Genomic DNA, 25,345 nt, shown 5'->3' with positions numbered 1-25,345 from the left:
GTTTTTTAGTGGCTCGCCAGGCGGGCCGCTAGCAGCACCGATAAGCCCACCGACAGACCCACCATTGCCAGCCGGCCGTTCCAGATCTCGGCTTGGGGGGTGAAACCGCGGCGCCAGGAGTTGAGCTCAGTGGCACTCACCGGCTCAAACCCGTCGGACACCGGCTCAAAATCGACGGTGGCTTGCAGCTCGCGCTCGCGGTTGAGGGTGGTCATCGGGCCGTACCAATATCGTATAGGTTTCAGTTTACGACAATTAAAAGCACGGTTGTGATTCGTAAAGCATGCCGGCTTGCTCCAGGGGCAGCCGGGCAGCCACGCCCAGGTCAAAGCAGCTGCTCTGGCCGCCGGCCAGGCGCTGGGCCCCAGCCACGCCGATCATGGCGGCGTTATCGGTGCAGTAGGCCAGCGGAGCAACCCTCCAGGCCAGTCCATCAAGCCCGCAGCGCTGCTCCAACAGCTGCCGCAGCCGCTGATTGGCGGCCACGCCACCCACCAGCACCAGCGTGCCCAGGCCCTGCTCCCGGGCGCAGCGGCAACTGCGCTCCACCAACACTTGGGCCACCACCTGCTCAAAGCTGGCCGCTAGATCAGCCAGCGGCAACGGCTCGCCGCCCGCCCGGTGCTCAGCCTGGTGCTCAGCCTCCAAAGCGCGCACCTGGCGCAGCATCGCTGTCTTGAGACCGCTGAAACTGAAGTCGTAGGGATAAAAGCCGCCCTCCGGCCGCGACACCCGGCCCTTGGGCAAAGCAAAGCGAAGGGGGTCGCCGTTTTGCCCAGCCGCCTCAATCGCCGGACCACCGGGGTATCCGAGCCCGAGCAGGCGGGAGACCTTGTCGAAGGCTTCGCCGGCGGCATCGTCGTGGCTGCGGCCCAAGCGGACATAGCGGCCAGGCCCGTCAACCCGCAGCAACTCGGTGTGACCGCCGCTGACCAGCAGCACCAGGTAGGGACCGGGGGGCAGGGGCTCGCCCAGCTGCACCGAGCAGAGATGACCTTCCAGGTGATGAACAGCCACAAAGGGCTTGCCATGCAGCCTCGCCAGGGTGCGGCCCGTGACCGAGGCCACCAGCAGGGCCCCCACCAGGCCCGGCGCGGCGGTGGCGGCGATGCCATCGAGCTCGGCCATGGTCACGCCGCTGTCGCGGCACACCTGCTCAATCAGCTGGGGCAGGGCCTCGACGTGGCGCCGCGAGGCGATTTCCGGCACCACGCCACCCCAGCGGGCGTGCTCTTCGACCTGGGAGGCGACGGCACTGGCGAGCACCGTCTGATCCCGCACAATCGCTGCCGCCGACTCGTCACAACTTGTTTCGAGGGCCAGAACCAATGGCATTGGACTTCAACAGCTCCCGTACTGTCCAGAAGTGTCATCCTGCCCCGCGGCCTTGCGTCCGATGCGCCGTCTTTTCTCCCGCCGACTCTTCGCGGTTCTGCTCTCCGCCTTCCTGTTGCTCGGCTTCGCCCCTGCAGCCAAAGCTGACGTGGCAGGGCTGACCCCCTGCTCCGAGAGCGCCCGCTTCCAGCAGCGCGCTGCTACCGCCAAAACCGATCAGGCCAAGGCGCGCTTCGCGATGTACAGCCAGTCCGTATGCGGTGCCGATGGCCTGCCCCACCTGATCGTGGATGGTCGCTGGAACCATGCCGGTGATTTCATGCTCCCCGGTATCGCCTTCCTCTACATCGCTGGCTGCATTGGTTGGGCTGGTCGCAACTACCTGCGAGCCATCCGCGGCGATAAAGACGCGACCATGAAGGAGATCCAGATCGATCTGCCACTGGCTTTTAAGAGCACCCTGGCAGCAGCCACCTGGCCCCTGGCCGCCTTCGGCGAGCTCACCAGCGGCAAGCTGCTCGAACCCGACGACAAGGTCACGGTTTCGCCTCGCTGAGCGGTTTCGCCCCGCCAAGGGTTTCTTAGCCCTGCCAGTCCTAGATCCCTCTCTAATTTTTCACCATGAAAAAGTTCCTCACCACCGCTCCGGTATTTGCTGCCATCTGGTTTGGCCTTACCGCTGTAATAATTATCGAATTCAACCATTTCTTCCCCGACTTACTGTTCCTTCCCCTCTGATCAGCCCTCTCGAATCAGCCAATTCTGAACAGACGCGGCCCCCGGGGGGCCGCTTTTTTTTGCCCGTGCCTAGCTGCCCTAGCCCAGCAGCTGCTCAAGCTCAGCTAGGGCCAGCTCCAGTTCGCCGTTGACAAGCACCGCGTCAAATTCCGGCGCCGCAGCCAGCTCCACCTTGGCCCGCTCCAGCCGCCGACCAATCGCCTCCTCGCTGTCGGTGCCGCGACCGCGGATACGCCGCTCGAGCTCCTCAAAACTGGGGGGCTCAACAAAAATCTGGAAAGCCTCGGCAAAGCTCTGGCGCACCTGGCGTGCCCCCTCCAGCTCGATCTCAAGCAGCACGGGCCTGCCTGCAGCTAGCTGGGCCTGCACCGGTTGGCGGGGGGTGCCGTAAAGGTTGCCGGCAAATTCGGCCCACTCCAGAAAACCACCCTCAGCCACCTGGCCTTCAAAGGCGTCGCGAGTCAAGAAAAAGTAGTGCTGGCCATCCAGCTCACCGGCGCGGGGGGCGCGGGTGGTGGCTGAGATCGATAGCCAGATCTCCGGATGAAGTAGCAGCAGTCGCTGCACCAAGGTGCCCTTGCCGACTCCACTAGGGCCGGTGATCAAGGTGAGACGGCCGGGCAAGGCGCTCATGGCGGGCGACAGCTCTGGCCTGCACAGTAGAAGCCAGCCTTCATGTCCCCCTGCCAAGCCGTGTCCCCCTCCCGCCTGCAGGCAGTAGACGTCACGACCCTGCGGGCGGTGCTGGCCGAGTGGCGGCCGCTACTGCTGCCAAGTCGCTTCGAGAAGGCCCAGCAGGCCAGCCCCCAGGCCCTGCAGATCGGCCTGCGCAGCCTCAGCGGTAGCCACTGGCTAGAGATCAGCTGGCAGGCAGAAGCGGCTCGGCTGCACACAATCCCGCCGCCACCCCGCCAAGGGGATGGCAGCACCCTGGCCCAGCAGCTGCAGCACGGCCTAAGGGGTCTGGCCCTCATCGAAATCCAGCAGCAGGGCTGGGAGCGGGTGGTGGAGCTCGGCTTCGCCAGGCGTCCCGGTGAGCCCGTGCTGCGCTGGCTGGTGGTGGAGCTGATGGGCCGCCACAGCAACCTGCTGCTGCTCGACGCCGACCGCCAGGTAGTGGCCCTAGCCCGCCAGGTGAAACCCCAGCAATCACGCCTACGGCCAATCGGCACCGGCGACCCTTACCAACCGCCCCCGCCCCTGGCGGGCGAGCCGCCGCGGCTGGAGGAGAGCTTTGGGAGCTGGCAGCGCCGCTTGCGCCTAGTGCCCCTGCCCCTGCAGCAGGCCCTGCGCGATGCCTACCAGGGCATTAGTCCGGCCTTACTGCGCCAGCTACTGCCCTGCGGTTGGGGCGAACTGAGCGTGGACAGCATCAGTCCGGAGCAATGGCAGCAGCTGTGGCAAGGCTGGCGCCAGTGGCTTGAAGCCGTGCAGATGGGGCGATTCAGCTGGCAGCTCGAACCGGCCGGCTACCGCTGCTGGGCTGGATCCAGCGGCGATACCCCTGCCGCAAATCCAGCCCTGGCAATCAATCAAGGCATGGCCGCCTATTTCAGCGAGCACCTCGGCGCCCAGCTGCTTGTGCAGCAGCGCCAGCAGCTGCAGCACCGCTTGCAGGCCACAGTCGAGCGCGAAAGCCGCCAGGCCAGCGAGCAGCAAGCCCTGCTCGATGCGGTGCCTGAAGAGGAAGCTCTGCAGCGCCGCGCCGATGCCCTGCTCAGCCAGCTACAGCCGAGCCGGCAGTGCATTGAAGAGGCCCAGAAGCTCTACAAAACCGCCCGCAAGCGACGGCGCTCGGTGGCGGCGATCACACCCCGGCTGGAGCAGCACAGGCAGCGGTTAGCAAGCCTCGAAGCCAGCCTCACCTACCTAGAGCAGGCCGACAGCCTCGAGCAGGTGGGCAGCCTGGTGGCCGAGCTCGAAGCCCTACTGGCTGAGCGCGGCCAGCGCAAACCAGCGGGAGGTCGCCAGAGGCGGCGGGCTGGGACGATCGACGGGGTGCCCCAGCCCCTGGAGCTGCACACACCTTCCGGTTTGCCTGTACAAATTGGCCGCAACCACCGCCAAAATGAATGGATCGCCTTTCGCCAGGCGCGCCGCGGCGATCTCTGGTTCCACGCCCAGGAGCTGCCGGGCAGCCATGTGGTGCTGAAAAGCTCGGAGCGACTGGCCAGCGATGCGGATCTGCAGGCAGCAGCCGATCTGGCCGCTCACTACAGCAGGGGCCGAGGCAACCGGCGGGTGCCGGTGGTGATGGTGCCCACCGAGGAGTTACAACGCATTCCTGGTGCAGCGCCCGGTACCGTGCGCCATCGTGGCGGCTCCGTGCTGTGGGGAGAACCTCAGCGGGCTCTTAGCCTGCTGATGGAGCAGAAACGATGAGCGCCGAACCCGAAATTTCAGCCAAGCGCCTCGCCGCGCCCGAATCGGGGCCTGGAGAATTTCCAGCCGAGGTGGAGATGAGCCTGGTGGACCATCTCGAGGAGCTACGCCGCCGCGTCCTGCGCAGCCTGCTGGCGGTAGTTGTGGCGGCAGCAGCTTGCCTTGTCGCTGTTAAACCATTGGTGCGACTGCTGGAAGTACCAGCGGAGGGCATCCGCTTTCTGCAGCTGGCCCCGGGCGAATTTTTATTTGTGTCGTTCAAAGTGGCGGGCTACGCCGGGCTCACCTTGGCCCTGCCCTACGTGCTCTACGAGGGTCTGGGGTTCGTGCTGCCCGGACTTACCCGGCGGGAGCGGCGGCTGGTGGCCCCGGCGGTAGCTGGCTCGGCGGTTCTGTTTACGGCGGGGCTGGCCTTCGCCTGGTGGGCCCTGGTGCCCGCAGCCCTGCGCTTCCTGGTGAGCTACGGCGCCGACGTGGTCGAACCGAGTTGGTCGATCGAGCGCTACCTCGATTTCGTGCTGCTGCTGATGGTGGCCACAGCGCTGGCATTTCAACTGCCAGTGCTGCAGTTGTTGCTCGGCGCCCTTGGCCTGGTGAAGGCCCAGCCCATGCTGGCGGGCTGGCGCTGGGTGGTGTTGGCAAGTGCCCTGGCGGGGGCCGTGTTGACCCCCTCCACCGACCCAGTAACGATGCTGCTGCTCTCCGGGGCGATCACGGCCCTTTACCTAATCGGTGTTGGCCTGGTGGCCTGCACCGAACGGCTGCGGCCTGCCTAGAGCAAAAATTCGCTGGCCCGGCCGGCCGGGATCTCCAACGCCAGACCCATGGCCTTGCCCTGTCTCGGTTTATCGGAGGTGGTGGCCAGCCAGCTGCGCACCTGATCAGCCGCCCCTAGGCCGTTCAGCAAACCCACCAGTTCCTCGAGCTTGCTGCGGTAGCCCTCCTCCGTGAGTGGAAAGGATTGCTGCTCTAAGTAAGCCCACATCACCTGTAGATAGAGCCGGCCGCGACGCTGCACCAGCTGCAGGTCGTAGGAAACCTGCCAACGGGTTTGCAGCAGATCCCAAACCTCCTGCGCAGACAGGGGCGAACCTGGCTCAGGGGGTGGGGGAAGGGCACTGGAGGGCAGGGACACGCCCAAGCTCACGCGATGGATTGCACAACAGCATGTTGCAGGCCCACGGGCCAGCCGGCTGCACCGCCCCGGAGCTGCACAGGCAAGGTTCATAATGGGCGCCACATTGTCCCGGCGCGTCTTCATGACCCAGATGCCAGCGAGCGCTTCAAATAGCGCCTCCAACGGTGATGTGCCCGGAATGGGCCGCCGGCAGTTCATGAACCTGCTGACCTTCGGGTCTGTGACCGGTGTGGCCCTAGGTGCCCTTTACCCAGTGGCTCGTTATTTCATCCCCCCCAAGGCGGCAGGCGGCGGCGGCGGCACCACCGCTAAAGACGAGCTCGGCAACAGCGTCACTGCCAGCGGCTGGCTCAGCAGTCACAAGGAGGGCGATCGCAGCTTGGTGCAGGGTCTCAAAGGAGATCCCACCTACTTGCTCGTTGAGGGCAATGACGCCATCGGCAGCTACGGCATCAACGCCATCTGCACTCACCTTGGCTGCGTAGTGCCTTGGAATAGCGGTGCCAATAAATTCATGTGCCCCTGCCACGGCTCCCAGTACGACGCCACCGGCAAAGTGGTGCGCGGTCCAGCGCCCCTTTCCCTGGCCCTTGCTCACGTGTCTGTAGACAACGACAACGTTTTCCTCAGCCAGTGGAGCGAAACCGACTTCCGCACCGGCGACAAGCCCTGGTGGGCCTGATTACCCCGATCCAGCTTTTCTTCTCCCTGTCTGTCGCCTGATCTCGTGATGCGTCGTTCCCTTTCCCTGCTGCTCGGCTCCCTGATCGGCACCGCCCTTTCCCTGGTAGTGCTGCTTGGCAGCGCCAGTCCCAGCTGGGCCTATCCCTTCTGGGCCCAGCAGAACTACGCCAGCCCCCGGGAGGCCACCGGCAAGATCGTCTGCGCCAACTGCCACCTGGCCAAAAAGGCCACCCGGGTGGAAGTGCCCCAGGCCATTTTCCCTGACACGGTGTTCAAGGCCGTGGTGGAAATCCCCTACGACGCCAGCGTTCAGCAGGTAGCCGGCGATGGCAGCCGCACCGGTCTGAATGTCGGCGCTGTGGTGATGCTTCCCGATGGCTTCACCCTTGCCCCGCAAGACCGCCTCAGCGAGGAGCTGAAGGAGCAAACTGCCGGCATTTATTACACCCAGTATTCCGACGACCAACCCAACATCCTGTTGGTGGGCCCGATCTCCGGTGATGAGCACCAAGAGATCGTTTTCCCAATTCTCTCTCCTGATCCTGCCACCGACAGCAGCATCCACTTCGGCAAATACCAGCTGCATGTGGGCGGCAACCGTGGCCGCGGCCAGGTTTACCCCACCGGCGAAAAGAGCAACAACGGCGTGTTCAACGCCCCCGTAACTGGCACGGTGTCAGCAATCACTGCCGGTGATAACGGGGCTTCCCTGGTGGAGATAACCGCCGCAGATGGCACTACAGCCACTGAAACCGTGCCGGCTGGCCCCACCATCCTGGCGGCGGTTGGTGATGCAGTAGTTGCCGGTTCACCGATCACCAACGACCCCAACGTGGGTGGCTTCGGACAGATTGATGCCGAGGTGGTGCTGCAAAACCCTGTGCGCATCTACGGTTTGCTGGCATTCTTTGCCGCAATCGCCCTGGCCCAGATATTGCTGGTGCTCAAGAAGCGCCAGGTTGAAAAGGTTCAGGCTGCTGAAGGCTTGATCTGAGCAGCGTGCTTGCCACCTTCACCTCCCCGGGGCCCCTGGTTTTCCAGCTGGGCCCCTTTGCCTTGCGCTGGTACGGCCTGCTCATAGCCGTAGCGGTACTGCTTGGCCTCAGCCTGGCCACCCGGCTCGGCCGGGCTCGAGGCATTGAGCCATCCCTGATTGCCGATCTCCTGCCCCTGATGGTGCTGGGAGCCGTGATCGGGGCCCGTACCTACTACGTCGCCCTCGAGTGGCGCCAGTATTCCGGCAACTGGCTTGATGCGATCAAGATCTGGCGCGGAGGCATCGCCATCCACGGCGCCCTGCTGGGCGGCTCCCTAGCCACGATGCTGTTCTGCCGCTGGCGCCGGCAGCCCTTCTGGCAGCTGCTTGATGTGCTGATGCCCGCCGTGGCCCTCGGCCAGGCGATCGGCCGCTGGGGAAATTTCTTTAATTCCGAGGCCTTCGGCTTGCCTACGGATCTTCCCTGGAAACTACAGATCCCCGCGGCCAGCCGCCCAGCTGAATTTTTTGAGCAGCTCTACTTTCACCCCACCTTCCTCTACGAATCCCTTTGGAATCTGGGGGTGTGCGCCCTACTGCTGGCGCTATTTCGAGCCGCCAGTCGCGGCCGCATTCAGCTACTGCCTGGAGCACTCAGCTGCGTGTATCTGATGGCATACAGCAGCGGCCGGGTGTGGATTGAAGGGCTACGCCTCGACCCCCTATGCCTGCTCTCCGAGCCGCCCTTCTGTGATGGTGGCCTGCGCATGGCCCAGCTGGTCAGCCTGCTTTTGATTGCCCTTGGCGGCGTTGGCCTCTGGTGGCTCTACCGCCGCCACCGCCCCCTGCCCGACCCCAGTGGAGTAATCACTTGAATCAAAAGCCTGTCTGGATAGTTGGTGCCGGGCCCGGCGCACCCGACCTGCTCACCCTGCGCGCCGCCCGCCTTGTGGAGCAGGCGGAGGTGTTGGTGTGGACCGACTCCCTAATCAATCCCCAGATCGCAGCCCTGGCTCCAGAGGGCTGTGAGCTGGTGCGCACCAGCACCCTCACGCTGGAGCAGGTGATGGAGGTGGTGCTGGATCGGGCCCGTGCCGGCAAAACCGTGGTGCGGCTCCACGATGGGGATCCTTGCCTCTATGGCGCCATCGCCGAGCAAATTTGCCGCCTGGCCGATGCCGGTATCGGCGTGGAAGTGGTGCCCGGCTTGAGTGCGTACCAGGCCACCGCATCGGCCCTGCAGAGCGAGCTCACCATCCCTGGCTTGGTGCAGACGATCGTGCTGAGCCGCGCTGGCGGACGCACCGGCGTGCCGGAGCGGGAGGCCCTGGAGCGACTGGCCGCCCTGCGCGCTTCCCTTTGCCTCTACCTCAGTGCTCGCCATGTCGAAGAGGTGCAAACCGAGTTGCTGCGCCACTACCCCGCCGACACTCCTGTAGCCATTGGCTACCGGGTGAGCTGGCCTGATCAATGGATAAAAGTGGTTCCCCTGGCCGATATGGCCCGGGTAAGTCAGGAACGGCAGTTGATCCGCACCACCCTCTACGTGGTTAGCCCTGCACTGGCGGCGCCGGCTGAGGCCCGTTCTCGCCTCTACTCAGCTAGCCACAATCACCTCTTCCGCGGCGGCGTTAGCTGAAAAGGCATCAGCCCGCCTCGCCATAAAGCTCCCGGGCCAAGCGCTGCCGATCGAAGCCACAGCCCAGTCGCTCGACGATCGCCTCCAGGTCCCGGGCGGCATTACCCAGGCAGCAGGTGCCCCCAGGGGAAGGGGTGACGTTGAATACAAGCCCGGGCCGGGCCGCGATGCTGGCCTCGCCGAGCATCAGCTTGCGGTTGGTCTTATCGATCAGCTGGGGGCGCACGCCGCCATAGCCCTCAGCGAAGCTGAGATCCTCGAGGCGCATGTCGGGCACGATCTTGCGAGCATCTGCCAAAAACAATCGCCGCCTCAGCCAGGGCACCTCAAACAGCAGATTTTTAAAGATGTAATTGCGGATATCGGCGATGCGAAAGAGCTGCCAGAACACGGCCAGCACTGCCCAATCGAGCCGCAGCACCTTCAGAAACTCCCAAAACGAGGCTGGCTTGTAGCGCTCCAGCAGGGGCAGCAAAAGGGCGGTGGGGCCAAAACGGGTTTTGCCAGGGGCTCGCACGTCGGGGTCGCCGTGGATGGCGGCAAAGGGCAGCTTGTCGTTCTGCACCGTGTAAACCTTGCCCCGGAGCAAATCCGGCGTGAAGTAAAAGCTGCCAGCCACCGGCAGGCAGGAATACTCCAGTCCGTAGCCCATGCGCTGGGCCATCAGCAGGCTGTGGGCTCCGGCATTCACCACCACGTGCCGGGCCCACACGCTGTGGGGCGCAACCGGGGCGCCATCAACAGCCAAACCGGAGCTGCAGCCGGGGGTGGGTTCCAGTTCCACCCGGTAGCCATCGCCCTCAGGCGTAATCGCGACCACGCTGGTGCCTAGCTGCACCGTGAGCTGGCGCGGCGTCCCAGCCACCGCCGCCTCCGCCTGGGCCACGAACGAGGCCGATAGCTCCTCGTAGTCCACGGCTGTGTACGTGCGGCGGATGCCGATCGCTACCAGCTCCTCCGGGCGCAACTCCCCCTGCACCAGTCCCACCTGGGGCTCCCACTCGGCGATCTGGGGCTTCTCGAGCAGCTCCATTGCCGGGAAGTGGGGTGAGAAGCGAGCAAAGCGCTCCCGCAGGAAGGTGCATTCTTGCTCGCCCACCCCAAGCACCATTTTTGGAGTGCGAAACACACAGAGCTCGCGGCTGGCTGGATCAAGCAGCTCGGCGTAGTTCACGATCATCTCGGCGGTGCGCTTCACCCGCACCGCCTTCTCGAGCGTGTAGTTGGTCTCGATGTCGCCGCAGTGAATCGTCTGGCTGTTGTTGGTGGCCTTGGAGTTCACCCGGGCCAGGGCGTCGTAGCGCTCCACCAACAGGATGCTGCCCAAATCGGTGTAGCGAGCCAGCTCGAACAGCAAGGCCGTGCCGCACACCCCGCCTCCCACGATCAATACGTCCACTGGCTGATCAACATCCACTGGCTGGCTCAAGTCCACTTGCTGGCTCAAGTCCACTTGCTGGCTCAAGTCCACAGCGGCCGTTGCTGGCTTGGGATCGGCTCGTTCGGGGTTGGCGCTCACGCAATGCGACTGGCTCTTAGCCCATGGTGACCGATCGACTGCCTGTGGTGTTTTAAGCTCTGGAGGTGCGGGCGATTAGCACAGCGGTAGCGCACTTCCTTCACACGGAAGGGGTCACTGGTTCGAATCCAGTATCGCCCATTTCAACGGCTAGACCGCATCAAATTTGCCTGCAGAATGTCTAAATCTGCTGAGCTCGCTGTTGTGGTGTCGGATTCTCCTAACCCCGAGGCCCTATCCGCCCTGCGCTGCCTGGGGCAGACGCTGCGGCAGGGACGGGAGGTCCAAGGTCTCGAACTAGCCGTGCTGGCAGCCCGTCTAAACATGGGAGCCGAACAACTTCAGGCCCTGGAAGAAGCCGACGCCAGCCGATTGCCGGAACCGGTGTTTGTGATCGCCCAGGCCCGCAGAATCGCCAGCAGCCTGGCCATCAACATCGATGGCCCCCTGCAAACCCTGCGCGATAGCGGCCAGTTTCAAGCCAAGCCGATCAAGGTGGCCAAACTCACCCAGCGCGCCCCAACCAGACCGGCACAAACCAGCGGCCGACTGGTCATCAAAGCAGCAATCCTGGTCGCCCTGAGCGGCGCCGGCGCCGCAGGCTGGCAGCAGTGGCAGCGTCACCAGGCCCGCCCAACCCAGCCGCATGAGCAGCCCCAGCTGCTGAGCGAGATTTCCCCCGCAGAAAGGAGCAGAGAGAGAGAAAGCGGCAGCCTCAAGCCCGATCAGCTGCAACTGACGAGCAGCCAGCCCAGCTGGCTCGAAATAAAAACAAAAACCGGCACCACCCTGTTTCGTGGCACCTTCACAGGTGAGCGGAGCTTCCCGCTTGGCTCAGGGCTTGAGGTGCTGGCAGGCCGTCCCGACCTAGTTCGTACCAAAATGGGAGGCGGTGCCGCTCAACCCATGGGACCCATTGATCAGGTGCGTTGGCGCAGCTTCAGGGCTCCGGCACCCTGAGACCAAGTCCGCAGGATTCCTGCACCACTTCGGCGCAGGATCGCAGGCTCCAGCGCTCCAAGCTGAGATCCGGAGCTGGCTCACCAGGGGCGGCCGCCAGGGGCTCCAGGTCAACACAAACAGCATTTTGCCTTGATCTCACCTGCAGGGTCGCAATCACCGCAGCGGGCCGGCGATCTAGGGCCGCCGCCAACCGCAACAGCAAGGCCATCGCCGTAACGGTGCGGCGCTGGTCACGGTCTTCGATCAGCTGCCACGACTCATGGCGCTTCTTCGGCAGGCTGCGGCGGTGATAGCGGCCAATCGCTGCCACCATCAGGTGCTCGGATTCGGAATAGCCCAGCAGCTCGCCGTGGCGGATCAAATACCAACTGTGCTTGTGATAAGCGGAGATATTGATGCTCTTGCCACAGGTATGCAATTGGGCGGCGGCCCAGAGCAGCTCCCTGCCCGGCCCCTCGTCGTGGTGCAGCAGCCCCCGCGACTGGTCGTAGAGGCTGAGGGCGTGGGAGGCCACCCGATCGGCCCGGGCCCGATCGACACCAAAGCGCTGGGCCAGGTGCAGCACGGTGCGCTGGCGGATAGTGCTCTGGAAGGCAAAGCGATCTCCCAGCAGGCCGTTGCGCAGCATCCAATCCACGATCAGGCCCTCCCGCAGGGCCCGATCGCAAACCACCAGCTCCTGCACGCCGAGCATCGCCATCGCCGTCTGCAAAATCAGGGCGCCTGGCACGATGATCTCGGCCCGACGATCATTGATGGCGGGCAAGGCGCGGCGCTGCTCCGGCGTCATAGCCAGGAGCCGGGCGGTGAGCTGGTCGATGCGCTCGCGGCTGAGCCTGTAACCCTGCAGCTTCAGCGGCGGCTTGGGATCTTCAGCAGCCGCCAGCGCCGCTAGGGCCATGGCTGTGCCGCTGGTACCCACCATCAGCGGCTGTTCGCCCCGGCGCAGCGCCGCCTTCACCTCGGCTACGGCAGGGTCGAGGGCGCCCTGGATATAGGCCTGCAGGAAGGAGCGACGTTCAACCGGAAGGGGGTCCTGCTGACAAAACTCCCGCTGCAGGCGCACCGCGCCGATGCGGGTGCTGCTGAAGGAGCGGCCGTCGCGGCCATCGGCCAGCACCAATTCGGTGGAGCCTCCACCAATATCAATAATTAAGTGGGGCTGGTCGCCGAAAGCCATGCCCGAAAGCACACCCAAGTAGATCAGTCGAGCCTCCTCGGGCCCGCTTACCAGATCCACCTCCAAGCCCAGTTGCTCCTGCAGCGCCACCAGGAAATCCCTGCCATTGGGGGCCTCCCGCACGGCACTGGTGGCCGCCGTGACGATCTGCTCCACCCCATGGCTAAGGGCCAGATCGCGATCGTGGCGCAGAGTGCGAAAAGCCCGCTCGATCGCCTCGGCACTGAGGTCACCGCTATGGGGATCCCTTTCGCCAAGCCGGGTGGTGGCCTTCTCAGCCAGCACCACACTGAAACTGCTCAGCTCCGGATCCACCTCTGCCACCAGCAGGTGAATCGAGTTGGTGCCGATGTCAATAGCGGCCACCCGGCGGCGACCGGACTGCTGAAGGTTGGGGGCCTGAACCATCTAGCTCAGCAACTGCCACTGGGGGCGCTACTTTGCCACCGACGGCCCATCCCACCGGCACACCTAGGGTGCGGCACGACGAAAAGGGGGCATGGCCAACTTGACGCGCGGCACCCGTCTGGGGGCCTGGCTGGAGCTGGTGCGCTGGCACAAGCCCAGTGGCCGCCTGATCCTGCTGATTCCAGCTGGCTGGAGCCTCTGGCTCACCCCAAACGCCCCACCGGCGCCGCTGTTGGTGGGATTAATAGTGCTGGGAGGACTGGCGGTGAGCGCGGCCGGCTGCATCGCCAACGACCTCTGGGACCGCCGCATCGACCCCTTGGTGGAGCGCACCCGAAGCCGTCCCCTGGCCGATGGCCGCGTTGGCGTTGGCGAGGCGATAGGCCTGCTGCTGCTCAGCCTGGTCGTCGCCTTGGCAGTGCTGCTGGTGCTGATGTGGTGGTTGCCCGCCGCCAGCCGCAACCTCTGCCTGCTGCTGGCAATCGCGGCCCTGCCGCCAGTGCTGCTCTACCCCTCGGCTAAACGCTGGTTTGGTTACCCCCAACTGGTGCTGGCCATCTGCTGGGGCTTTGCGGTGCTGATCCCCTGGGCCGCTGCCACCGGCTCCCTGGCCGGCGGCTGGCCCCTGGCCCTGGTGTGGCTGGCCACCTTGCTTTGGACCTTCGGCTTCGACACGGTTTACGCCATGGCCGACCGGGATGACGACCGGGCCATCGGCGTGCGCAGCAGTGCCCTCAGCCTGGGCAGCCTGGCCCCCCTGGCGGTGGCGATCAGCTACGGCCTCGCCGCCCTGGCCCTGGGGCTAGCCGCCGGCCTGCAGGGATGCGGCTGGATCAGCTGGCCGTTGGGTCTGCTGGCAGCAGCCGGCATGCAGCGCGAAGCCGCCCTGCTGCGCCGCCCCAACCTGCCAAGGTCCGCCTACGGCCGCCACTTCAGCCACCAGGTGCAGCTGGGAGGGCTGCTGCTGCTTGCCCTGGTGCTGGGGCAGCTGCCATGAGCCAGGTCATACGTCAGCCCTCACCGCTGCGGCCAGGGGATCGGGTGCAGCTGGTGGCGGCAAGCTCAGCCCTGCTGGGCGAAGACGCCTTGGCGCGCCTGGAGGCGGGCATCGCCGTGCTCGAGGGCTGGGGGCTGGAGGTGGAGCGCACGCCGTTGCACGGGCGCCAGTGGGGCTATCTGGCCGGCCGAGACCAACAGCGACGCGGCGACCTGGAAGCGGCCGCCAGACGGGGCGCCGAACTGCTGGCCTGTGTGCGGGGCGGCTGGGGAGCGGCCCGGTTGTTGGAAGCACCCCTGGCCCTGCCAGCTCGCTGGCTGCTTGGTTTCTCCGACGTCACCTCCCTTCTCTGGGCCCAACTAGCCCAGGGGCAGGGAGGTGCCATCCATGGGCCGCTGCTCACCACCTTGGCCGCCGAACCCGCCTGGAGCCAGGAGCGGCTGCGGTGCCTGTTGTTTGGCGAACCCCTGGGCGACCTTCAGGGCGAGGGCTGGTGTGGCGGCAGCGCCGCAGGCCCACTGCTAGCCGCCAACCTCACCGTGGCCACCCACCTGCTGGGTACGCCGTATCTGCCGGCTCTGCGCGGCGCCATTTTGGTGCTCGAAGACGTGGGCGAAGCTCCATACCGAATCGAGCGCATGCTCACCCACTGGCGGCTTTGCGGTGGGCTGCAGCAGCTGGCCGGCATCGGCCTGGGGCAGTTCACAGACTGCGATGAAAACCCAGCCGAAGCTGATCGTTTCAGCCTCGAGCAGGTGCTACGCGAGCGCACAAGCGATCTCGGCATCCCCGTGGTGAGCAACCTGCCCGTAGGTCATGTGGCCGGCAATGCGGCCCTACCCCTAGGTGCCTGGGCCGAGCTCGATGGCAGCAGCGGCCAGCTGCGGATCAGCAGCGCGAAGCAAGCACCGCCGCTGCCACGGTGAGATCGAAAGGGGTGGTGAGCTTGATGTTGGAGGCAGGCGCCTCCAACACCTGCACCGCCAAACCCAGCCGCTCAAACAGGGCCGCATCGTCGGTGACGCTCCAGCCCTGCTCCGTGGCGGTTGCATGGGCAGCCCGCAGCTGCTGAACCGGAAAACCCTGGGGAGTTTGGGCTGCCCACAACCAGCTGCGATCTGGGGTGGCCGTGATGGTGCCAGCTCCATCCACCTGCTTGATCGTGTCGGTTACGGGGGTGGCGGCGATCACCGCTGCGCCTTGCTGCACCGCAGCGGCACAGCGGGCCAGCAGTTCTGGCTCGACAAGACAGCGAGCCCCGTCGTGGATCAGCACACCACCAGCAGCTGCCGGCAGGGCCGCCAGCCCCCGGCTCACCGACTCCTGACGGGTGTCACCACCCTCAATCCACTGCACCGGCAGGTCTGGCTTTGCTTCAGCCACGATCGCCGCTATCGCGGCTGCATCAACGGGCTGGCCCACGATGCCGATCCAGCTAATGGCGGGGCAGGCGAGGGCCGCATCGAGGGTCCAGGCCAGCACCGACCGCCCCGCCACTGGCAACAGCAGCTTGTTGCCAGTGGCCCCCCCGCGGCGTCCGCTGCCGGCTGCGGCGATCAGCAAATGCACAAGCGACTCCCGCGAGACGGGTCAATCCGAATCTGATCCATACAATCAGGCCGCCGAACCTGTGTCGTTTGCGATGCGCGCCCTGTTTCTGATTCCGGGCGGCAGCAGCCAGCAGCTGCAGAGTTTTGCCGCCGTTGCTGCCGTCGCCGACCAACTCCATGCCGACGTCCAGGTGGTCTGTCCGTTAGCGGCGGTTCCCCTTTGGTCCCTGCATCCAGCCGTGGAACGGGCCATGCCCTTCACCTACGAGCAGGCAACCCTTGCCGATTGGGCCAACTTGATGGGCTCAGTGCGAGAGCCTGATTTTCAGGTGAGCCTCAACCTGGCGCCCAGCCGCCAGATGGATCTGATTCTGTCGATGAGCCACATCCCCACCCGGGTCGCCAGCAGTGGCTTTTCCGCCACCGAGCGGATCACCCCCATCGAGGGCGGCTGGGCCAACCAGGCCTTTGAAGCCTTCCTGCGGCCCATCGGGGTGCGGCTCGAGGCTGATTCTTTCCGGTTGCCGATCGCCCCGGCCGACCTGGAGGCCGCCAGCGCGGCCCTACCCAGTGGCGAGGGACCGGCCCTGCTGCTGGCCCCTTCCGCTGCTGGCGGCGACTGGCCAGCCCAGCAATGGCAAGACCTACCCGCCCAGATCCGCAGCAAGCTGCCCAACCTGCGGACCGTGCCAGCACTAGCTGGCACTGGGGCTGGAGATATGCGTAAGCGCGCCGCCCAGATCGCCAGTGCCGATGTGGTGCTAGCCAGCGACCCAGTAGCCATCGAATTGGCCCTGCTGCTCGGCCTGCCGCTGGTAGCCCTGGGCCGGGATCCCGCCAGTCTGCCCAGCCGTGCTGGGGTGCAGGGCCTCGGCAGCGCCGCCAACCTCAGCCAACTTGGCGACGCCGAGGTACTCGCCGCCCTGGGACTGGGATAATTGGGGTTCGAGGGATAGTCAGGCCATACGATCAGCGCCACAAACCCCAGTGCCGCGATGTCGAGTGCCGTGATGTCCAGCCCAGCCCTCCTGGCCGGCCAAGTGGCGCTGGTTACCGGTGCCAGCCGGGGTATCGGTCGCGCCATCGCCCTTGAGCTGGCAGCGGCCGGCGCCCAAGTAGTGGTGAATTACGCCAGCTCCCCGGATGCAGCCGAAGCGGTCGTGGCTGAGATCACTGCTGCCGGGGGCGAAGCCTGGAGCCATCGGGCCGATGTAGCCGATGAAGAGCAGGTCGACGCCATGGTCAAAGCGGTGCTCGCCAGGGGCGGCAGGCTCGACGTGTTGGTTAACAACGCCGGCATCACCCGCGACGGCCTGCTGATGCGGATGAAAACCGCCGACTGGCAGAGCGTGATCAACCTCAATCTCACCGGCGTGTTTCTCTGCACCCGCGCTGTGAGCCGGGCCATGCTCAAGGCCCGCGGCGGCCGCATCATCAACATCACCTCAGTGGTGGCCCTGATGGGCAATCCAGGCCAGGCCAACTACAGCGCCGCCAAGGCCGGGGTGATCGGCCTCACCCGCAGCAATGCGGCTGAATTTGCCGCCCGGGGTGTGACCGTCAATGCCGTTGCCCCAGGCTTCATCGAGAGCGACATGACCGCCGAACTCGACAAGGAGCCGATCCTGGCGGCGATTCCCCTGGGGAGGATGGGCAGCACCGCCGAGGTGGCAGGTGCAGTGCGCTTTCTGGCCGCCGACCCGGCTGCCGCCTACATCACCGGCCAGGTGCTGCAGGTGGATGGCGGCATGGTTATGCGATGAGAGCTTGAGACTTCTAGTTAGAGACTTGATTGCTCAAGAGCTTGTGAGCGGCTGAGCCAACTCCTCGCGCAGCCGGCGAATCCTCTGCAGCAGGCGCAGGCGGCGACTGCGGGCGGTGATTGTCAAAAACAGCCTTACCGGTACATAAACCAAGGCCATCAACACTCCGGCCGCCGCCACGAGCACAAACACCATGGCGTTAGCAGTGGAGCCCGGATCCAGCGAAATGGCTTCGTCCGCGCTCTCCAGTGCTGTTTGCAGCAAATCCTCCATTGCTGAACCCTATCGAGCCTGGAGCGAATCAGTAGCCCAAAGCAGCAGCTTGATTCGGCTTTCCCCACCCCGCTCCGATGGCCTGGCTGTGGTCCGCCGTGGGACCCTGGCTCCATTGAGTGTCCAGCGTTTTCATGGCCAAGCTGATCAGCTTTTCAGATGCCTCCCGTGGCGCCCTTGAGCGTGGTGTAAATGCCCTGGCCAACGCCGTGAAGGTCACCATCGGACCCCGCGGCCGCAACGTGGTGCTCGAAAAGAAATTCGGCGCGCCCGAGATCGTTAATGACGGCGTCACCATCGCCCGGGAGATCGAACTCGAAGATCCCTTCGAAAACGTTGGCGCCAAGCTGATGCAGCAGGTGGCCAGCAAGACCAAGGACACCGCCGGCGACGGCACCACCACTGCCACCCTGCTGGCCCAGGCACTGGTCCGCGAAGGCCTCAGAAACGTGGCTGCCGGCGCCAGCCCGGTCGTGTTACGCCGCGGCATGGAAAAGGCCACAGCCCAGATCGTGGCGGGCATCGCCGAGAGGGCCCAACCCGTCGCCGGTGAAGCGATTCGCCAGGTAGCCGAGGTGAGCTCCGGCAACGACGAAGAGATCGGCCGAATGATCGCCGAAGCCATGGACAAGGTGAGCGCTGACGGCGTCATCACCGTTGAGGAGTCCACCTCCTTGGCCACCGAACTGGAGATCACCGAGGGCATGGCCTTCGACCGTGGCTACAGCTCCCCCTACTTCGTCACCGACCAGGAGAGGCGCGAATGCGTCTTTGAAAATGCCCTGATCCTGATCACCGACCGCAAAATCAGCACCATCACTGACCTGGTGCCCGTGCTGGAGGCGGTTTCCAAGGGCGGCAGGCCCCTGCTGATCCTGGCGGAAGAAGTGGAGGGCGAAGCTCTCGCCACCCTGGTGGTTAACAAAAACCGCGGCGTATTGCAGGTTGCAGCAGTGCGGGCCCCTGGCTTCGGGGATCGCCGCAAGGCCATGCTTGGCGACATCGCCGTACTCACCGGCGCCACGGTCGTGAGCGAAGACCAGGCCATGACCCTGGACAAGACCGGCCTAGCCGAGCTCGGTCAGGCCCGCCGCATCACCATCACCAAGGACAGCACCACGATCGTGGCCAGCGGTGAGCACCAGGCAGTCGTTGCTGATCGGGTGGCCTCAATCAAGCGCGAGCTCGACAACACCGACTCCGATTACGACCGCGAAAAGCTCCAGGAGCGGATCGCCAAACTGGCCGGAGGGGTTGCCGTGATCAAGGTTGGTGCTCCCACCGAAACCGAGCTCAAGAACCGCAAGCTGCGCATCGAAGACGCCCTCAACGCCACCCGCGCTGCGGTGGAGGAGGGAATCATTGCTGGTGGCGGCTGCACCCTGTTGGAGCTGGCCGAAGGGCTCAACAGCCTGGCGGCTAGCTGCCAGGGCGATGAGCGCACCGGCGTCGAGATCGTCAAGCGGGCCTTAGCCGAGCCCGTGCGCCAGATCGCCCACAACTCGGGCGCCGATGGCGCCGTGGTGGCAGCTGAGATCCTGCGGCTGGGCAAGGGCTACAACGCCCTAACCGGCGTCTACGAAGACCTCCTGGCCGCTGGCATTCTCGATGCGGCCAAGGTGGTGCGCCTAGCCCTTCAAGACGCGGTCTCGATCGCCTCCATGCTGATCACCACCGAGGTTGTGATCGCCGATAAGCCCGAACCCGAAGCAGCCCCCGGCGGCGACATGGGCGGAATGGGTGGTATGGGCGGAATGGGCGGAATGGGCATGCCCGGGATGATGTGATTCCAGGCTGCTCAGCCGGCCAGCACATCCCGTACATAGGCAGCAACCTGCAAATCGACCCCGGTGATTGCCGTGCCCACAACCACGGCATCTGCGCCGAGGTCGAGGGCTTGGCGGGCCTGCTGGGGGCTTGATATGCCGCCCTCGCAGATCAGACTCACCTCGTTGGGTAATTGCTGCCGCAGCAGGGGCAATAGATCCCAGGCTGGTGGCCTCTGGCCTGAGGTTGACTCCGTGTAGCCATAAAGGGTCGTGCCGACCCAGCTGCAACCCAGCTCGGCGGCAAGTAGACCATTGGCAACGCTGTCCACATCGGCCATCAGCACAGCACCAAGCTCCCGCTGGGCACGGGCGATCAGACCCTCCAAATTTTCACCCCCGGGGCGATAGCGCTCGGTGGCATCAATCGCCACCACATCGGCACCAGCAGCCCAAACAGCACGAATCTCCTCCCACCCCGGGGTGATGTACACCGAGCTGTCTGGGTAGCTGCGCTTCCATAGGCCCACGATCAGGGCCGTTGGGCAGCGCTGACGAACAGCGCCGATGTGCTCTGGGCTTTCCAGACGCACCCCAGAGGCGCCATTGCGCAAACTGGCATCTGCCATGGCGGCGATCACATCGGGATCGCGCATCGGAGATCCATCGGGGGCCTGCACCGACACAATCAAACCGGAGGGCTTCACTCAGCTGGCCAGGGGAAGGTGAAAGTCATCGAGCTCTTCAGCATCCGGCAGCCAGGCCCGCAGGGAAGTGTGGGCAAAGGGCGCAGGAGCGGCATTGCGCGCTGCCGGAGCCAGGGCATCCTGCACAAGGGCCAGCACAGGTCGTTGCTCAACTGGTTGCACAACTCGTTTCTCAATTATTTGCACAGTCGGTTGCACAGTCGGTTGCACGCTGGGCTCAGGGTTGGACACCAGGCCAGCCTGGGAGCGCAGCCACTCAGCCGCCCCTACTCCTTGGCCCACGCATAGTGGGCCGGAGATCAGGGCTTCGAGGGCCGCCAGACCCCTGCGGTGCGCCCACTGCTGCACCAGACGCTGGGCCATGGCCTGATCCCGTTCTGCAACCGCCGCCAGCAAACGGTCCCCTAAGTCGGGACGGTCGGACGGGGGGAATCTGGAGGGCTGCGTCACGAAAGGACCTACTAGGTGAGCTTGCGATCCAAAAGCGGCCGAATCAGCAGGAACAACCCGGCGGCCAGTAAGGCGAGCACCCCTAGGCAGGTGGCGCTGCTGAGCTGGCCGTAGGGGGCCTCCAGCACCACTGCGGTGAGAGAGACCTGTCCCGCATAGGCGGCACGAATCGGTTCTATCGCGAAGGTAAGGGGATTAAGGGCCGCTAGCCAGCCCAGCCAGGCCGGCATGAACGACAACGGAGCCAAAGCGGTGCTGGCAAACAGCAGTGGCAGGTTGGCCACAAAGATCAACGCAATGAGCTCGATGTGGCCTGGCAGCGCAAAAGCAAGCCCCAAGCTCAAGGCAGTGACTGCAAAAACCAACAACAGCAAGGTGACCAATACCAGCAGCAGCCCAGCTCCACCAGGCCAGCCGTAACCCAGCAATGCGGCAGTGCCCATGATCGCCAGGCTCTGCACCAAGCTCAGGGTGGTGATGTAGAGCACCGAGGCGAACACGATCGAGCTGCGCGAGCGCAGCGGCGCCACCAGCAACCGGTTGAGGAAGCCGAATTCCCGGTCAAACATCAACGGCAGGCCAGCGTTCAGGGCCGCACTGAAGGCCGTGAACACGATCACACCTGCGCCAAGGAAGCGGCCGTAGCTGATGCCGCCAGGCAGCAGGCCCGCCGGAGCCTTGGCAAACAGGGCGCCAAACAACACCAGCCAGATCAGGGGCTGCAGCACCCCCGCCACCAAGGTGGAAGGCCGGCGCTGCAGCTGTACGAACAAACGACGGGTGAGGGCCAGGGTTTCTTGACTGATCTCAGCCAAGGCGGATGCCTCGGGTTGGGGGCCTGGAAGGGTTGTGGTCATCACATGCTCGCTTTGCGTTCAGCCTTGGGATCACGGCTGCCGGCCACCGCCAGCTCCGCGTCCATCAGGGTGCGGCCGGTGGCCTGGAGATAGACATCATCGAGGCTGGGGCGGCTCTGGGCGAGGGCGAAAACCGGCAGGTCGGCTGCCGCCAATTGGCGGCGCAGCTGCTCGACAACGCCGTCGTGCTCAATCACCAGATTCAGGGAGTAGCCCTGGGCCCGGTTCACCACCACCTGGCGTACCCCGGCGCAATCGTGCAGCAGGCTGCGCACCCGCTCAGCTTCGTCGGCATCACTGAATTCACGCACCCTCAAGGTCACTCGATCGCCACCCAAGGCGGCCTTGAGCACAGCAGGCGCGCCCTCGGCGATGACCTTGCCAGCCTCGATGATCGCCAGATGGTCAGCCAGGGCATCAACCTCCTCTAAGTAGTGGCTGCTAAGCAGCACGGTTGTGCCGCCTTCGCGCAGCTGACGCAAGACGGACCAGATCGCAGCGCGACTCTCGATATCAAGGCCGACGGTGGGCTCATCGAGCACCAGCACCTTGGGGCTGTGCAGCAGGCCAGCGGCCAGATCGAGCCGGCGACGCATCCCGCCCGAGTAGCTCCCGCAACGCCGATCAATCCAGTCGGCCATGCCGAGCAGGTCGATCAGCTCATCCATGCGCCGGTTCCGGGCAGCTGGGGCCAGGTGATACAGATCACCCTGCAGCTGCAGCAGTTCGCGGCCGGTGAGGATCTTGTCGATTGCCACCTCCTGGGCCACGTAGCCCAACAAGCGACGCACCGCCCGGGGCTCGGCCAGGGCATCAACGCCGCCTACCCGCACGCTGCCGCTGTCAGGGGCCAGCAAGGTGCAAAGGATTCGCAAGGCGGTCGTCTTACCGGCACCGTTAGGACCAAGCAGGCCATAGAGGCTGCCGGCCGGCACTTGCAGGGAAAGGTTGTCGAGGGCAACGACGGCAGTTGCCGCCTTTTTGCCCCCGTAGCGCTTGCAGAGCTGCTGCAGTTCGATCACCGACTCAAGCTGCTCCAATCAGCCGACCAATGTAGGCAAGGCAGCAAAGGGGACGTTGAACAGTTGGGGGCCCAGCAGGGCTGCCTGCGGTAGGCGGGCCAACAAAAGCAACGCACAGATGCCGAATAAATAGAAAATCGACCAGCGGAACATGGCCTTGGCCCGTTGGGGTTCGTCAGGCTGGCTGCGTAGCTGGGAGCTCAGCTGCAGCAGGCGGGCGTTGAAGGGCAGCACCATCAAGCCATAAAGCAAGCCACCCGTTGGTAGCGCCACGATCCCAAGCAGGCTCAAGCCAACAGTGGCCCAGGCGTAATGGCTGATGGCCCGAGTCGTAACCGCTACTCCCTTAACCACCGGAAGCATCGGGATGCCCACGGAGCGGTAATCGTCCTTGAGCAGCAGGGCAAGGGCCCAGAAGTGGGCTGGCGTCCACAACATCACCAGGGAAAACAACCACCAGGAAGCCCAGCCAAGGGAGCCGGTGGCAGCGGCAGCTCCCACCAAGGGTGGAATAGCCCCGGCCACCCCGCCGACCACGATGTTCTGACTAGTGCGCGGCTTGAGCAGGGCTGTGTAGAGCAGCACATAGCTGCAGAGCCCCAACAGGGAAAGGCTGGCAGCGAGCGGATTAACGCCCACAACCAGCACTGCCACCGACAGGATGGTGAGGCCAACAGCTAGGGCAAAGGCCTGGCGCTGGGCCAGACGACCAGAGGGCAGGGCCCGGCGGCTAGTGCGCTGCATGCGCCCATCGAGATCCTGTTCCCAAAGGCAATTGAGCACTCCGGCCGCAGCCGAGGCCAGGCTGCCCCCCACCAGGGTGCAGATGATTGTGCTGGCGGCGGGTGCATCGCCACTGCTGAGTGCCATGCCACCGAGGGTGGTGGCGAGCAGCAGCGGTATGAGCCGGGGCTTGGCCACTTCAAGCCAGGCCGGCAATTTCACCGAGGGGCGGATCGCCGGGGCAACGGCGATTGGAGCTGTGATCGTTGCACTAACCATGAGCCACCTCGGAAGACGTTTGAGACATGGGCAAGGTCTGGCCTGAGTTGCCAAGGGAGCGGGCAAGCACCGCTGCCAGCAGAGCGACCAGCAGGGCTGCCAGCAGTTGGTGGCCGATCGTCACCAGCGGCGCCTGCAGCTGGAGCTTCAAGGTCCAAATGCCCAGGCTCACCTGGGCCAGCACCAAAACGGCCGCTCCCTGGGCGAGGCCGGGCAGTTGACCCTGACCTGGGGGCAACAGCAGGGTTGCTGCAGCTAGGGCCAGCACGGCGAGAGCTGCTGGCATGGCGAGCTGGCGGTGAGCAAGCAGCCAGCGGCAGCCATTGCCGGCACTAAAACACTGATCTGCCGCCCATTGGCTGGCCATGGTTCCACCCAGCAGGCACTGGCCGAACACCAGCACCAGAGCCAAGCTCGCCAGCAGCTGCCACCAAAGCGGAGGGCTGATTGAGGCCGTATTGGCCATTGCCAGGCGCTGGTAGAGGCCGCTTGTGAGCGCAACCAGCAGCAAGGCCGTGGCGAGATGGGCAGTAACCAACGGCGCTGCCAGTAGCTGGGTGACGGTGAGAGCCCCCAGGCCCCCTTGAACCAGCACTAGAAGGAGGGTTCCAGCAGCCAGCCAGGGCAACCAAGCGGGCAGGCGTCGCCGCCAGGAAAAACTCGCTGCCGTAAGAACCAGCAGGGCCACTCCCACTACGAAGGCATCAAGGCGGTGAAACCACTCCAAAAACACCTGGAGATTCATCTGACGACCTGGCAGGAGGCGGCCGTAGCAAAGGGGCCAGTCAGGACAGGCCAGACCCGCCTCCATAACCCTGGTGGCACCGCCGATGCCAACCAAGGCCACCAAGGCCACCACTAGGTGGGAGGCAAGTAAGGCGAGCCTCTGGATCAGAACAGGGTCCGGCCTGCTGCGAATGCTTGGGGCTAGGGGTGATTGGAGATTTGTCGTCATGGAAACGACCATCCCGGAGTCCAGAGAAGCTAACCAAGTTGTTCAAAACGAGGGACTCTTAATTGCCCAGATCACGAAGTGAAAACATCAGCCCTGCTTGCAAGCGGCTGAGGCGTTGATTTGCCAACCAAGGCAAAGATCGACCCGCACATCGCAGCCAGTGCCCATAGGCTGAATGGAAGCTCAAACAGCACCGTGCCAATTCGCACCGCCCTAGCTGTGCTCACGGCCACCACAGCCCTTGTGCTGACAGGGCTTTGGGTTGGCTATAACGTCAACATGCTGCCGCTGGGCGCCAGCAGCAATGCATCCACCTACGACGATCTATTTAAGGTTTTGTTCAGCATTGGCACCGTGCTGTTTCTCGGCATCGTGATCCTTCTGGTTTACAGCTTGTTTCGATTTAGGCGCCGCAGCGGCGATGTCAGCGATGGTCTGGCAATAGAGGGAAATCTGCCCCTGGAGATTGTTTGGACAGCAATCCCCGCAGTGGTTGTTTTGTTTGTCGGTCTATACAGCTACGACATTTATGAGCGGATGGGCGGTATGGCCACGCTCAACGATCACATGGCTATGGATCACGGGGCAATGCAGCAGGTCAGTGTTAAGGAAGGGGATACGGCGGGCCGGGTTTGGGGTGGTATTGGCGTAGCCGGCATGGACGCAGCGCCTGCTGGTCCGGTTTTACCTGTTGAGGTAACCGCGATGCAATTTGCCTTCATTTTTCACTATCCAGGCTCAGACATAACCAGCGGCGAACTGCATGTGCCCACCGGTCAACAGGTGGAGTTGCGCATGGAAGCCCGTGATGTAATCCATGCCTTCTGGGTGCCCCAGTTCCGTCTCAAGCAGGACGTAATTCCAGGCCAGCCAACCGTGCTCTCCTTTACCGCCACTCGGGCTGGCACCTATCCGATCATCTGCGCCGAGCTCTGCGGGCCTTACCACGGCGGCATGCGCTCCAACGTCGTAGTGCACGAGCCCGATGCCTACGACAACTGGTTGCAGCAGAACACCCCCAACCGCACCACCACCTGACGA

At 64.6% G+C, this 25,345-nt stretch carries 29 protein-coding genes and 1 tRNA gene; 16 read left to right on the top strand and 14 right to left on the bottom strand.

All coding sequences use genetic code 11. The features are described from left to right. Positions 1-5 precede the first annotated feature (5 nt). Complete coding sequence (locus KBY83_RS06255) at positions 6-215, bottom strand: chlorophyll a/b-binding protein (RefSeq protein ID WP_255018777.1); 210 nt, start codon at positions 213-215, stop codon at positions 6-8. A gap of 40 nt (positions 216-255) precedes the next feature. Then, positions 256-1,335, bottom strand: coding sequence for a tRNA (adenosine(37)-N6)-threonylcarbamoyltransferase complex transferase subunit TsaD (tsaD, locus tag KBY83_RS06250; protein WP_255018776.1), 1,080 nt, complete (start codon positions 1,333-1,335; stop codon positions 256-258). Between the two features lie 61 nt (positions 1,336-1,396). Here tsaD and KBY83_RS06245 point away from each other — a divergent pair, with 61 nt between their 5' ends. Together KBY83_RS06245 and KBY83_RS06240 are read left to right on the top strand one after the other, a co-directional pair. After that, positions 1,397-1,891: a Photosystem I reaction center subunit III gene (locus KBY83_RS06245; RefSeq protein WP_106501464.1), complete on the top strand. Its 495-nt coding sequence runs from the start codon at positions 1,397-1,399 to the stop codon at positions 1,889-1,891. Positions 1,892-1,956: 65 nt separating this feature from the next. Continuing rightward, entirely contained in the window at positions 1,957-2,073 is a 117-nt protein-coding gene (locus tag KBY83_RS06240; protein WP_106501463.1) for a Photosystem I reaction center subunit IX, read from the top strand. A gap of 78 nt (positions 2,074-2,151) precedes the next feature. Here KBY83_RS06240 and gmk read toward each other — a convergent pair whose 3' ends face one another. Then, positions 2,152-2,706, bottom strand: a complete 555-nt coding sequence (gene gmk, locus KBY83_RS06235) for a guanylate kinase (RefSeq protein WP_254941321.1) — start codon at positions 2,704-2,706, stop codon at positions 2,152-2,154. Between the two features lie 60 nt (positions 2,707-2,766). Here gmk and KBY83_RS06230 point away from each other — a divergent pair, with 60 nt between their 5' ends. Then, positions 2,767-4,455, top strand: coding sequence for an NFACT RNA binding domain-containing protein (locus KBY83_RS06230; RefSeq protein WP_315858953.1), 1,689 nt, complete (start codon positions 2,767-2,769; stop codon positions 4,453-4,455). Next, positions 4,452-5,231 (top strand): twin-arginine translocase subunit TatC, encoded by a 780-nt coding sequence (gene tatC / locus KBY83_RS06225; protein ID WP_255018774.1) that lies wholly within the window; start codon positions 4,452-4,454, stop codon positions 5,229-5,231. The genes KBY83_RS06230 and tatC overlap by 4 nt, the downstream gene beginning before the upstream one ends. Here tatC and KBY83_RS06220 read toward each other — a convergent pair. Beyond that, positions 5,228-5,584, bottom strand: coding sequence for a DUF3067 family protein (locus KBY83_RS06220; RefSeq protein ID WP_261354246.1), 357 nt, complete (start codon positions 5,582-5,584; stop codon positions 5,228-5,230). The two genes, tatC and KBY83_RS06220, sit on opposite strands and share 4 nt — an antisense overlap. A 130-nt stretch (positions 5,585-5,714) precedes the next feature. Between KBY83_RS06220 and petC the strand changes: the two genes are divergently transcribed. From petC to cobM, 4 genes are read left to right on the top strand one after another with little or no spacing between them, the layout of a single operon-like run. Further along, the gene (gene petC, locus KBY83_RS06215; protein ID WP_106501698.1) at positions 5,715-6,275 is read left to right on the top strand and encodes a cytochrome b6-f complex iron-sulfur subunit; all 561 of its coding nucleotides are present in this window, start codon (positions 5,715-5,717) and stop codon (positions 6,273-6,275) included. 48 nt (positions 6,276-6,323) lie between these two features. Next, positions 6,324-7,271, top strand: coding sequence for a cytochrome f (gene petA, locus KBY83_RS06210; protein ID WP_255018770.1), 948 nt, complete (start codon positions 6,324-6,326; stop codon positions 7,269-7,271). Continuing rightward, complete coding sequence (lgt, locus tag KBY83_RS06205) at positions 7,268-8,128, top strand: prolipoprotein diacylglyceryl transferase (RefSeq protein ID WP_255018837.1); 861 nt, start codon at positions 7,268-7,270, stop codon at positions 8,126-8,128. The genes petA and lgt overlap by 4 nt, the downstream gene beginning before the upstream one ends. Further along, positions 8,125-8,892, top strand: coding sequence for a precorrin-4 C(11)-methyltransferase (gene cobM, locus KBY83_RS06200; RefSeq protein ID WP_255018769.1), 768 nt, complete (start codon positions 8,125-8,127; stop codon positions 8,890-8,892). Before lgt ends, cobM begins: the two co-directional genes overlap by 4 nt. A gap of 7 nt (positions 8,893-8,899) precedes the next feature. Here cobM and KBY83_RS06195 read toward each other — a convergent pair whose 3' ends face one another. After that, on the bottom strand, positions 8,900-10,411 hold the full coding sequence (locus KBY83_RS06195) for an FAD-dependent oxidoreductase (RefSeq protein WP_255018768.1): 1,512 nt from the start codon (positions 10,409-10,411) through the stop codon (positions 8,900-8,902). A 69-nt stretch (positions 10,412-10,480) separates the two neighbouring features. Between KBY83_RS06195 and KBY83_RS06190 the strand changes: the two genes are divergently transcribed. Then, positions 10,481-10,552: transfer RNA gene (locus KBY83_RS06190), tRNA-Val, on the top strand. A 66-nt stretch (positions 10,553-10,618) separates the two neighbouring features. Next, complete coding sequence (locus tag KBY83_RS06185; protein ID WP_255018766.1) at positions 10,619-11,371, top strand: RodZ domain-containing protein; 753 nt, start codon at positions 10,619-10,621, stop codon at positions 11,369-11,371. On the opposite strand, the gene KBY83_RS06180 is transcribed toward KBY83_RS06185, so the two are convergent. Continuing rightward, positions 11,352-12,962 carry a Ppx/GppA phosphatase family protein gene (locus KBY83_RS06180; RefSeq protein WP_255018765.1) on the bottom strand — a complete coding sequence of 537 codons (1,611 nt, stop codon included), beginning with the start codon at positions 12,960-12,962 and terminating at the stop codon, positions 11,352-11,354. The genes KBY83_RS06185 and KBY83_RS06180 overlap by 20 nt on opposite strands. A gap of 91 nt (positions 12,963-13,053) precedes the next feature. Between KBY83_RS06180 and KBY83_RS06175 the strand changes: the two genes are divergently transcribed. Next, on the top strand, positions 13,054-13,959 hold the full coding sequence (locus KBY83_RS06175; protein ID WP_255018764.1) for a 4-hydroxybenzoate polyprenyltransferase: 906 nt from the start codon (positions 13,054-13,056) through the stop codon (positions 13,957-13,959). Next, complete coding sequence (locus KBY83_RS06170) at positions 13,956-14,885, top strand: LD-carboxypeptidase (protein WP_255018763.1); 930 nt, start codon at positions 13,956-13,958, stop codon at positions 14,883-14,885. Before KBY83_RS06175 ends, KBY83_RS06170 begins: the two co-directional genes overlap by 4 nt. On the opposite strand, the gene ispD is transcribed toward KBY83_RS06170, so the two are convergent. Continuing rightward, positions 14,848-15,528 carry a 2-C-methyl-D-erythritol 4-phosphate cytidylyltransferase gene (gene ispD / locus KBY83_RS06165; RefSeq protein ID WP_255018762.1) on the bottom strand — a complete coding sequence of 227 codons (681 nt, stop codon included), beginning with the start codon at positions 15,526-15,528 and terminating at the stop codon, positions 14,848-14,850. The two genes, KBY83_RS06170 and ispD, sit on opposite strands and share 38 nt — an antisense overlap. Before the next feature lie 73 nt (positions 15,529-15,601). Between ispD and KBY83_RS06160 the strand changes: the two genes are divergently transcribed. Continuing rightward, positions 15,602-16,447: a lipopolysaccharide heptosyltransferase family protein gene (locus tag KBY83_RS06160; RefSeq protein WP_255018761.1), complete on the top strand. Its 846-nt coding sequence runs from the start codon at positions 15,602-15,604 to the stop codon at positions 16,445-16,447. 72 nt (positions 16,448-16,519) lie between these two features. After that, complete coding sequence (gene fabG, locus KBY83_RS06155) at positions 16,520-17,272, top strand: 3-oxoacyl-[acyl-carrier-protein] reductase (protein ID WP_255018760.1); 753 nt, start codon at positions 16,520-16,522, stop codon at positions 17,270-17,272. A 33-nt stretch (positions 17,273-17,305) separates the two neighbouring features. Here the strand turns inward: fabG and KBY83_RS06150 are convergent, their stop codons facing one another. Then, positions 17,306-17,545, bottom strand: a complete 240-nt coding sequence (locus KBY83_RS06150) for a hypothetical protein (RefSeq protein WP_106501449.1) — start codon at positions 17,543-17,545, stop codon at positions 17,306-17,308. Between the two features lie 134 nt (positions 17,546-17,679). Between KBY83_RS06150 and groL the strand changes: the two genes are divergently transcribed. Continuing rightward, positions 17,680-19,332, top strand: a complete 1,653-nt coding sequence (groL, locus tag KBY83_RS06145; protein ID WP_255018759.1) for a chaperonin GroEL — start codon at positions 17,680-17,682, stop codon at positions 19,330-19,332. A gap of 11 nt (positions 19,333-19,343) precedes the next feature. Here groL and KBY83_RS06140 read toward each other — a convergent pair whose 3' ends face one another. The 6 genes from KBY83_RS06140 to KBY83_RS06115 all read right to left on the bottom strand — a co-directional run bounded on the left by KBY83_RS06140 (position 19,344) and on the right by KBY83_RS06115 (position 24,304). Then, positions 19,344-20,018 (bottom strand): N-acetylmannosamine-6-phosphate 2-epimerase, encoded by a 675-nt coding sequence (locus KBY83_RS06140; RefSeq protein WP_255018758.1) that lies wholly within the window; start codon positions 20,016-20,018, stop codon positions 19,344-19,346. Then, positions 20,019-20,381: a hypothetical protein gene (locus KBY83_RS06135; RefSeq protein ID WP_255018757.1), complete on the bottom strand. Its 363-nt coding sequence runs from the start codon at positions 20,379-20,381 to the stop codon at positions 20,019-20,021. It lies immediately after the preceding gene. A gap of 98 nt (positions 20,382-20,479) precedes the next feature. Then, positions 20,480-21,325: an ABC transporter permease gene (locus KBY83_RS06130; protein ID WP_255018756.1), complete on the bottom strand. Its 846-nt coding sequence runs from the start codon at positions 21,323-21,325 to the stop codon at positions 20,480-20,482. Continuing rightward, on the bottom strand, positions 21,325-22,347 hold the full coding sequence (locus KBY83_RS06125; protein WP_396093557.1) for an ATP-binding cassette domain-containing protein: 1,023 nt from the start codon (positions 22,345-22,347) through the stop codon (positions 21,325-21,327). Before KBY83_RS06125 ends, KBY83_RS06130 begins: the two co-directional genes overlap by 1 nt. A gap of 18 nt (positions 22,348-22,365) precedes the next feature. Next, positions 22,366-23,349, bottom strand: a complete 984-nt coding sequence (locus tag KBY83_RS06120) for a heme o synthase (protein ID WP_255018752.1) — start codon at positions 23,347-23,349, stop codon at positions 22,366-22,368. Then, complete coding sequence (locus KBY83_RS06115; protein ID WP_255018751.1) at positions 23,342-24,304, bottom strand: heme A synthase; 963 nt, start codon at positions 24,302-24,304, stop codon at positions 23,342-23,344. The genes KBY83_RS06120 and KBY83_RS06115 overlap by 8 nt, the downstream gene beginning before the upstream one ends. Positions 24,305-24,499: 195 nt before the next feature. On the opposite strand from KBY83_RS06115, the gene KBY83_RS06110 reads away from it, so the two are divergent. Beyond that, the gene (locus KBY83_RS06110; RefSeq protein ID WP_396093523.1) at positions 24,500-25,342 is read left to right on the top strand and encodes a cytochrome c oxidase subunit II; all 843 of its coding nucleotides are present in this window, start codon (positions 24,500-24,502) and stop codon (positions 25,340-25,342) included. The last annotated feature ends 3 nt before the right edge of the window (positions 25,343-25,345 follow it).

This window comes from Cyanobium sp. WKJ7-Wakatipu (assembly GCF_024345355.1).
In the GTDB taxonomy this organism is placed as follows: domain Bacteria; phylum Cyanobacteriota; class Cyanobacteriia; order PCC-6307; family Cyanobiaceae; genus Cyanobium_A; species Cyanobium_A usitatum.
This window is presented reverse-complemented; position numbering and strand designations above follow the sequence as displayed.

Bases quoted from the DNA above. Each gene is read 5' to 3' on its own strand.
- KBY83_RS06255 (WP_255018777.1), bottom strand. From the start codon at position 215: ATGACCACCCTCAACCGCGAGCGCGAGCTGCAAGCCACCGTCGATTTT.
- tsaD (WP_255018776.1), bottom strand. From the start codon at position 1,335: ATGCCATTGGTTCTGGCCCTCGAAACAAGTTGTGACGAGTCGGCGGCA.
- KBY83_RS06245 (WP_106501464.1), top strand. From the start codon at position 1,397: ATGCGCCGTCTTTTCTCCCGCCGACTCTTCGCGGTTCTGCTCTCCGCC.
- KBY83_RS06240 (WP_106501463.1), top strand. From the start codon at position 1,957: ATGAAAAAGTTCCTCACCACCGCTCCGGTATTTGCTGCCATCTGGTTT.
- gmk (WP_254941321.1), bottom strand. From the start codon at position 2,706: ATGAGCGCCTTGCCCGGCCGTCTCACCTTGATCACCGGCCCTAGTGGA.
- tatC (WP_255018774.1), top strand. From the start codon at position 4,452: ATGAGCGCCGAACCCGAAATTTCAGCCAAGCGCCTCGCCGCGCCCGAA.
- petC (WP_106501698.1), top strand. From the start codon at position 5,715: ATGACCCAGATGCCAGCGAGCGCTTCAAATAGCGCCTCCAACGGTGAT.
- petA (WP_255018770.1), top strand. From the start codon at position 6,324: ATGCGTCGTTCCCTTTCCCTGCTGCTCGGCTCCCTGATCGGCACCGCC.
- KBY83_RS06180 (WP_255018765.1), bottom strand. From the start codon at position 12,962: ATGGTTCAGGCCCCCAACCTTCAGCAGTCCGGTCGCCGCCGGGTGGCC.
- KBY83_RS06175 (WP_255018764.1), top strand. From the start codon at position 13,054: ATGGCCAACTTGACGCGCGGCACCCGTCTGGGGGCCTGGCTGGAGCTG.
- KBY83_RS06170 (WP_255018763.1), top strand. From the start codon at position 13,956: ATGAGCCAGGTCATACGTCAGCCCTCACCGCTGCGGCCAGGGGATCGG.
- KBY83_RS06160 (WP_255018761.1), top strand. From the start codon at position 15,602: ATGCGCGCCCTGTTTCTGATTCCGGGCGGCAGCAGCCAGCAGCTGCAG.
- fabG (WP_255018760.1), top strand. From the start codon at position 16,520: ATGTCCAGCCCAGCCCTCCTGGCCGGCCAAGTGGCGCTGGTTACCGGT.
- KBY83_RS06150 (WP_106501449.1), bottom strand. From the start codon at position 17,545: ATGGAGGATTTGCTGCAAACAGCACTGGAGAGCGCGGACGAAGCCATT.
- groL (WP_255018759.1), top strand. From the start codon at position 17,680: ATGGCCAAGCTGATCAGCTTTTCAGATGCCTCCCGTGGCGCCCTTGAG.
- KBY83_RS06135 (WP_255018757.1), bottom strand. From the start codon at position 20,381: ATGGCCCAGCGTCTGGTGCAGCAGTGGGCGCACCGCAGGGGTCTGGCG.
- KBY83_RS06130 (WP_255018756.1), bottom strand. From the start codon at position 21,325: ATGACCACAACCCTTCCAGGCCCCCAACCCGAGGCATCCGCCTTGGCT.
- KBY83_RS06120 (WP_255018752.1), bottom strand. From the start codon at position 23,349: ATGGTTAGTGCAACGATCACAGCTCCAATCGCCGTTGCCCCGGCGATC.
- KBY83_RS06115 (WP_255018751.1), bottom strand. From the start codon at position 24,304: ATGACGACAAATCTCCAATCACCCCTAGCCCCAAGCATTCGCAGCAGG.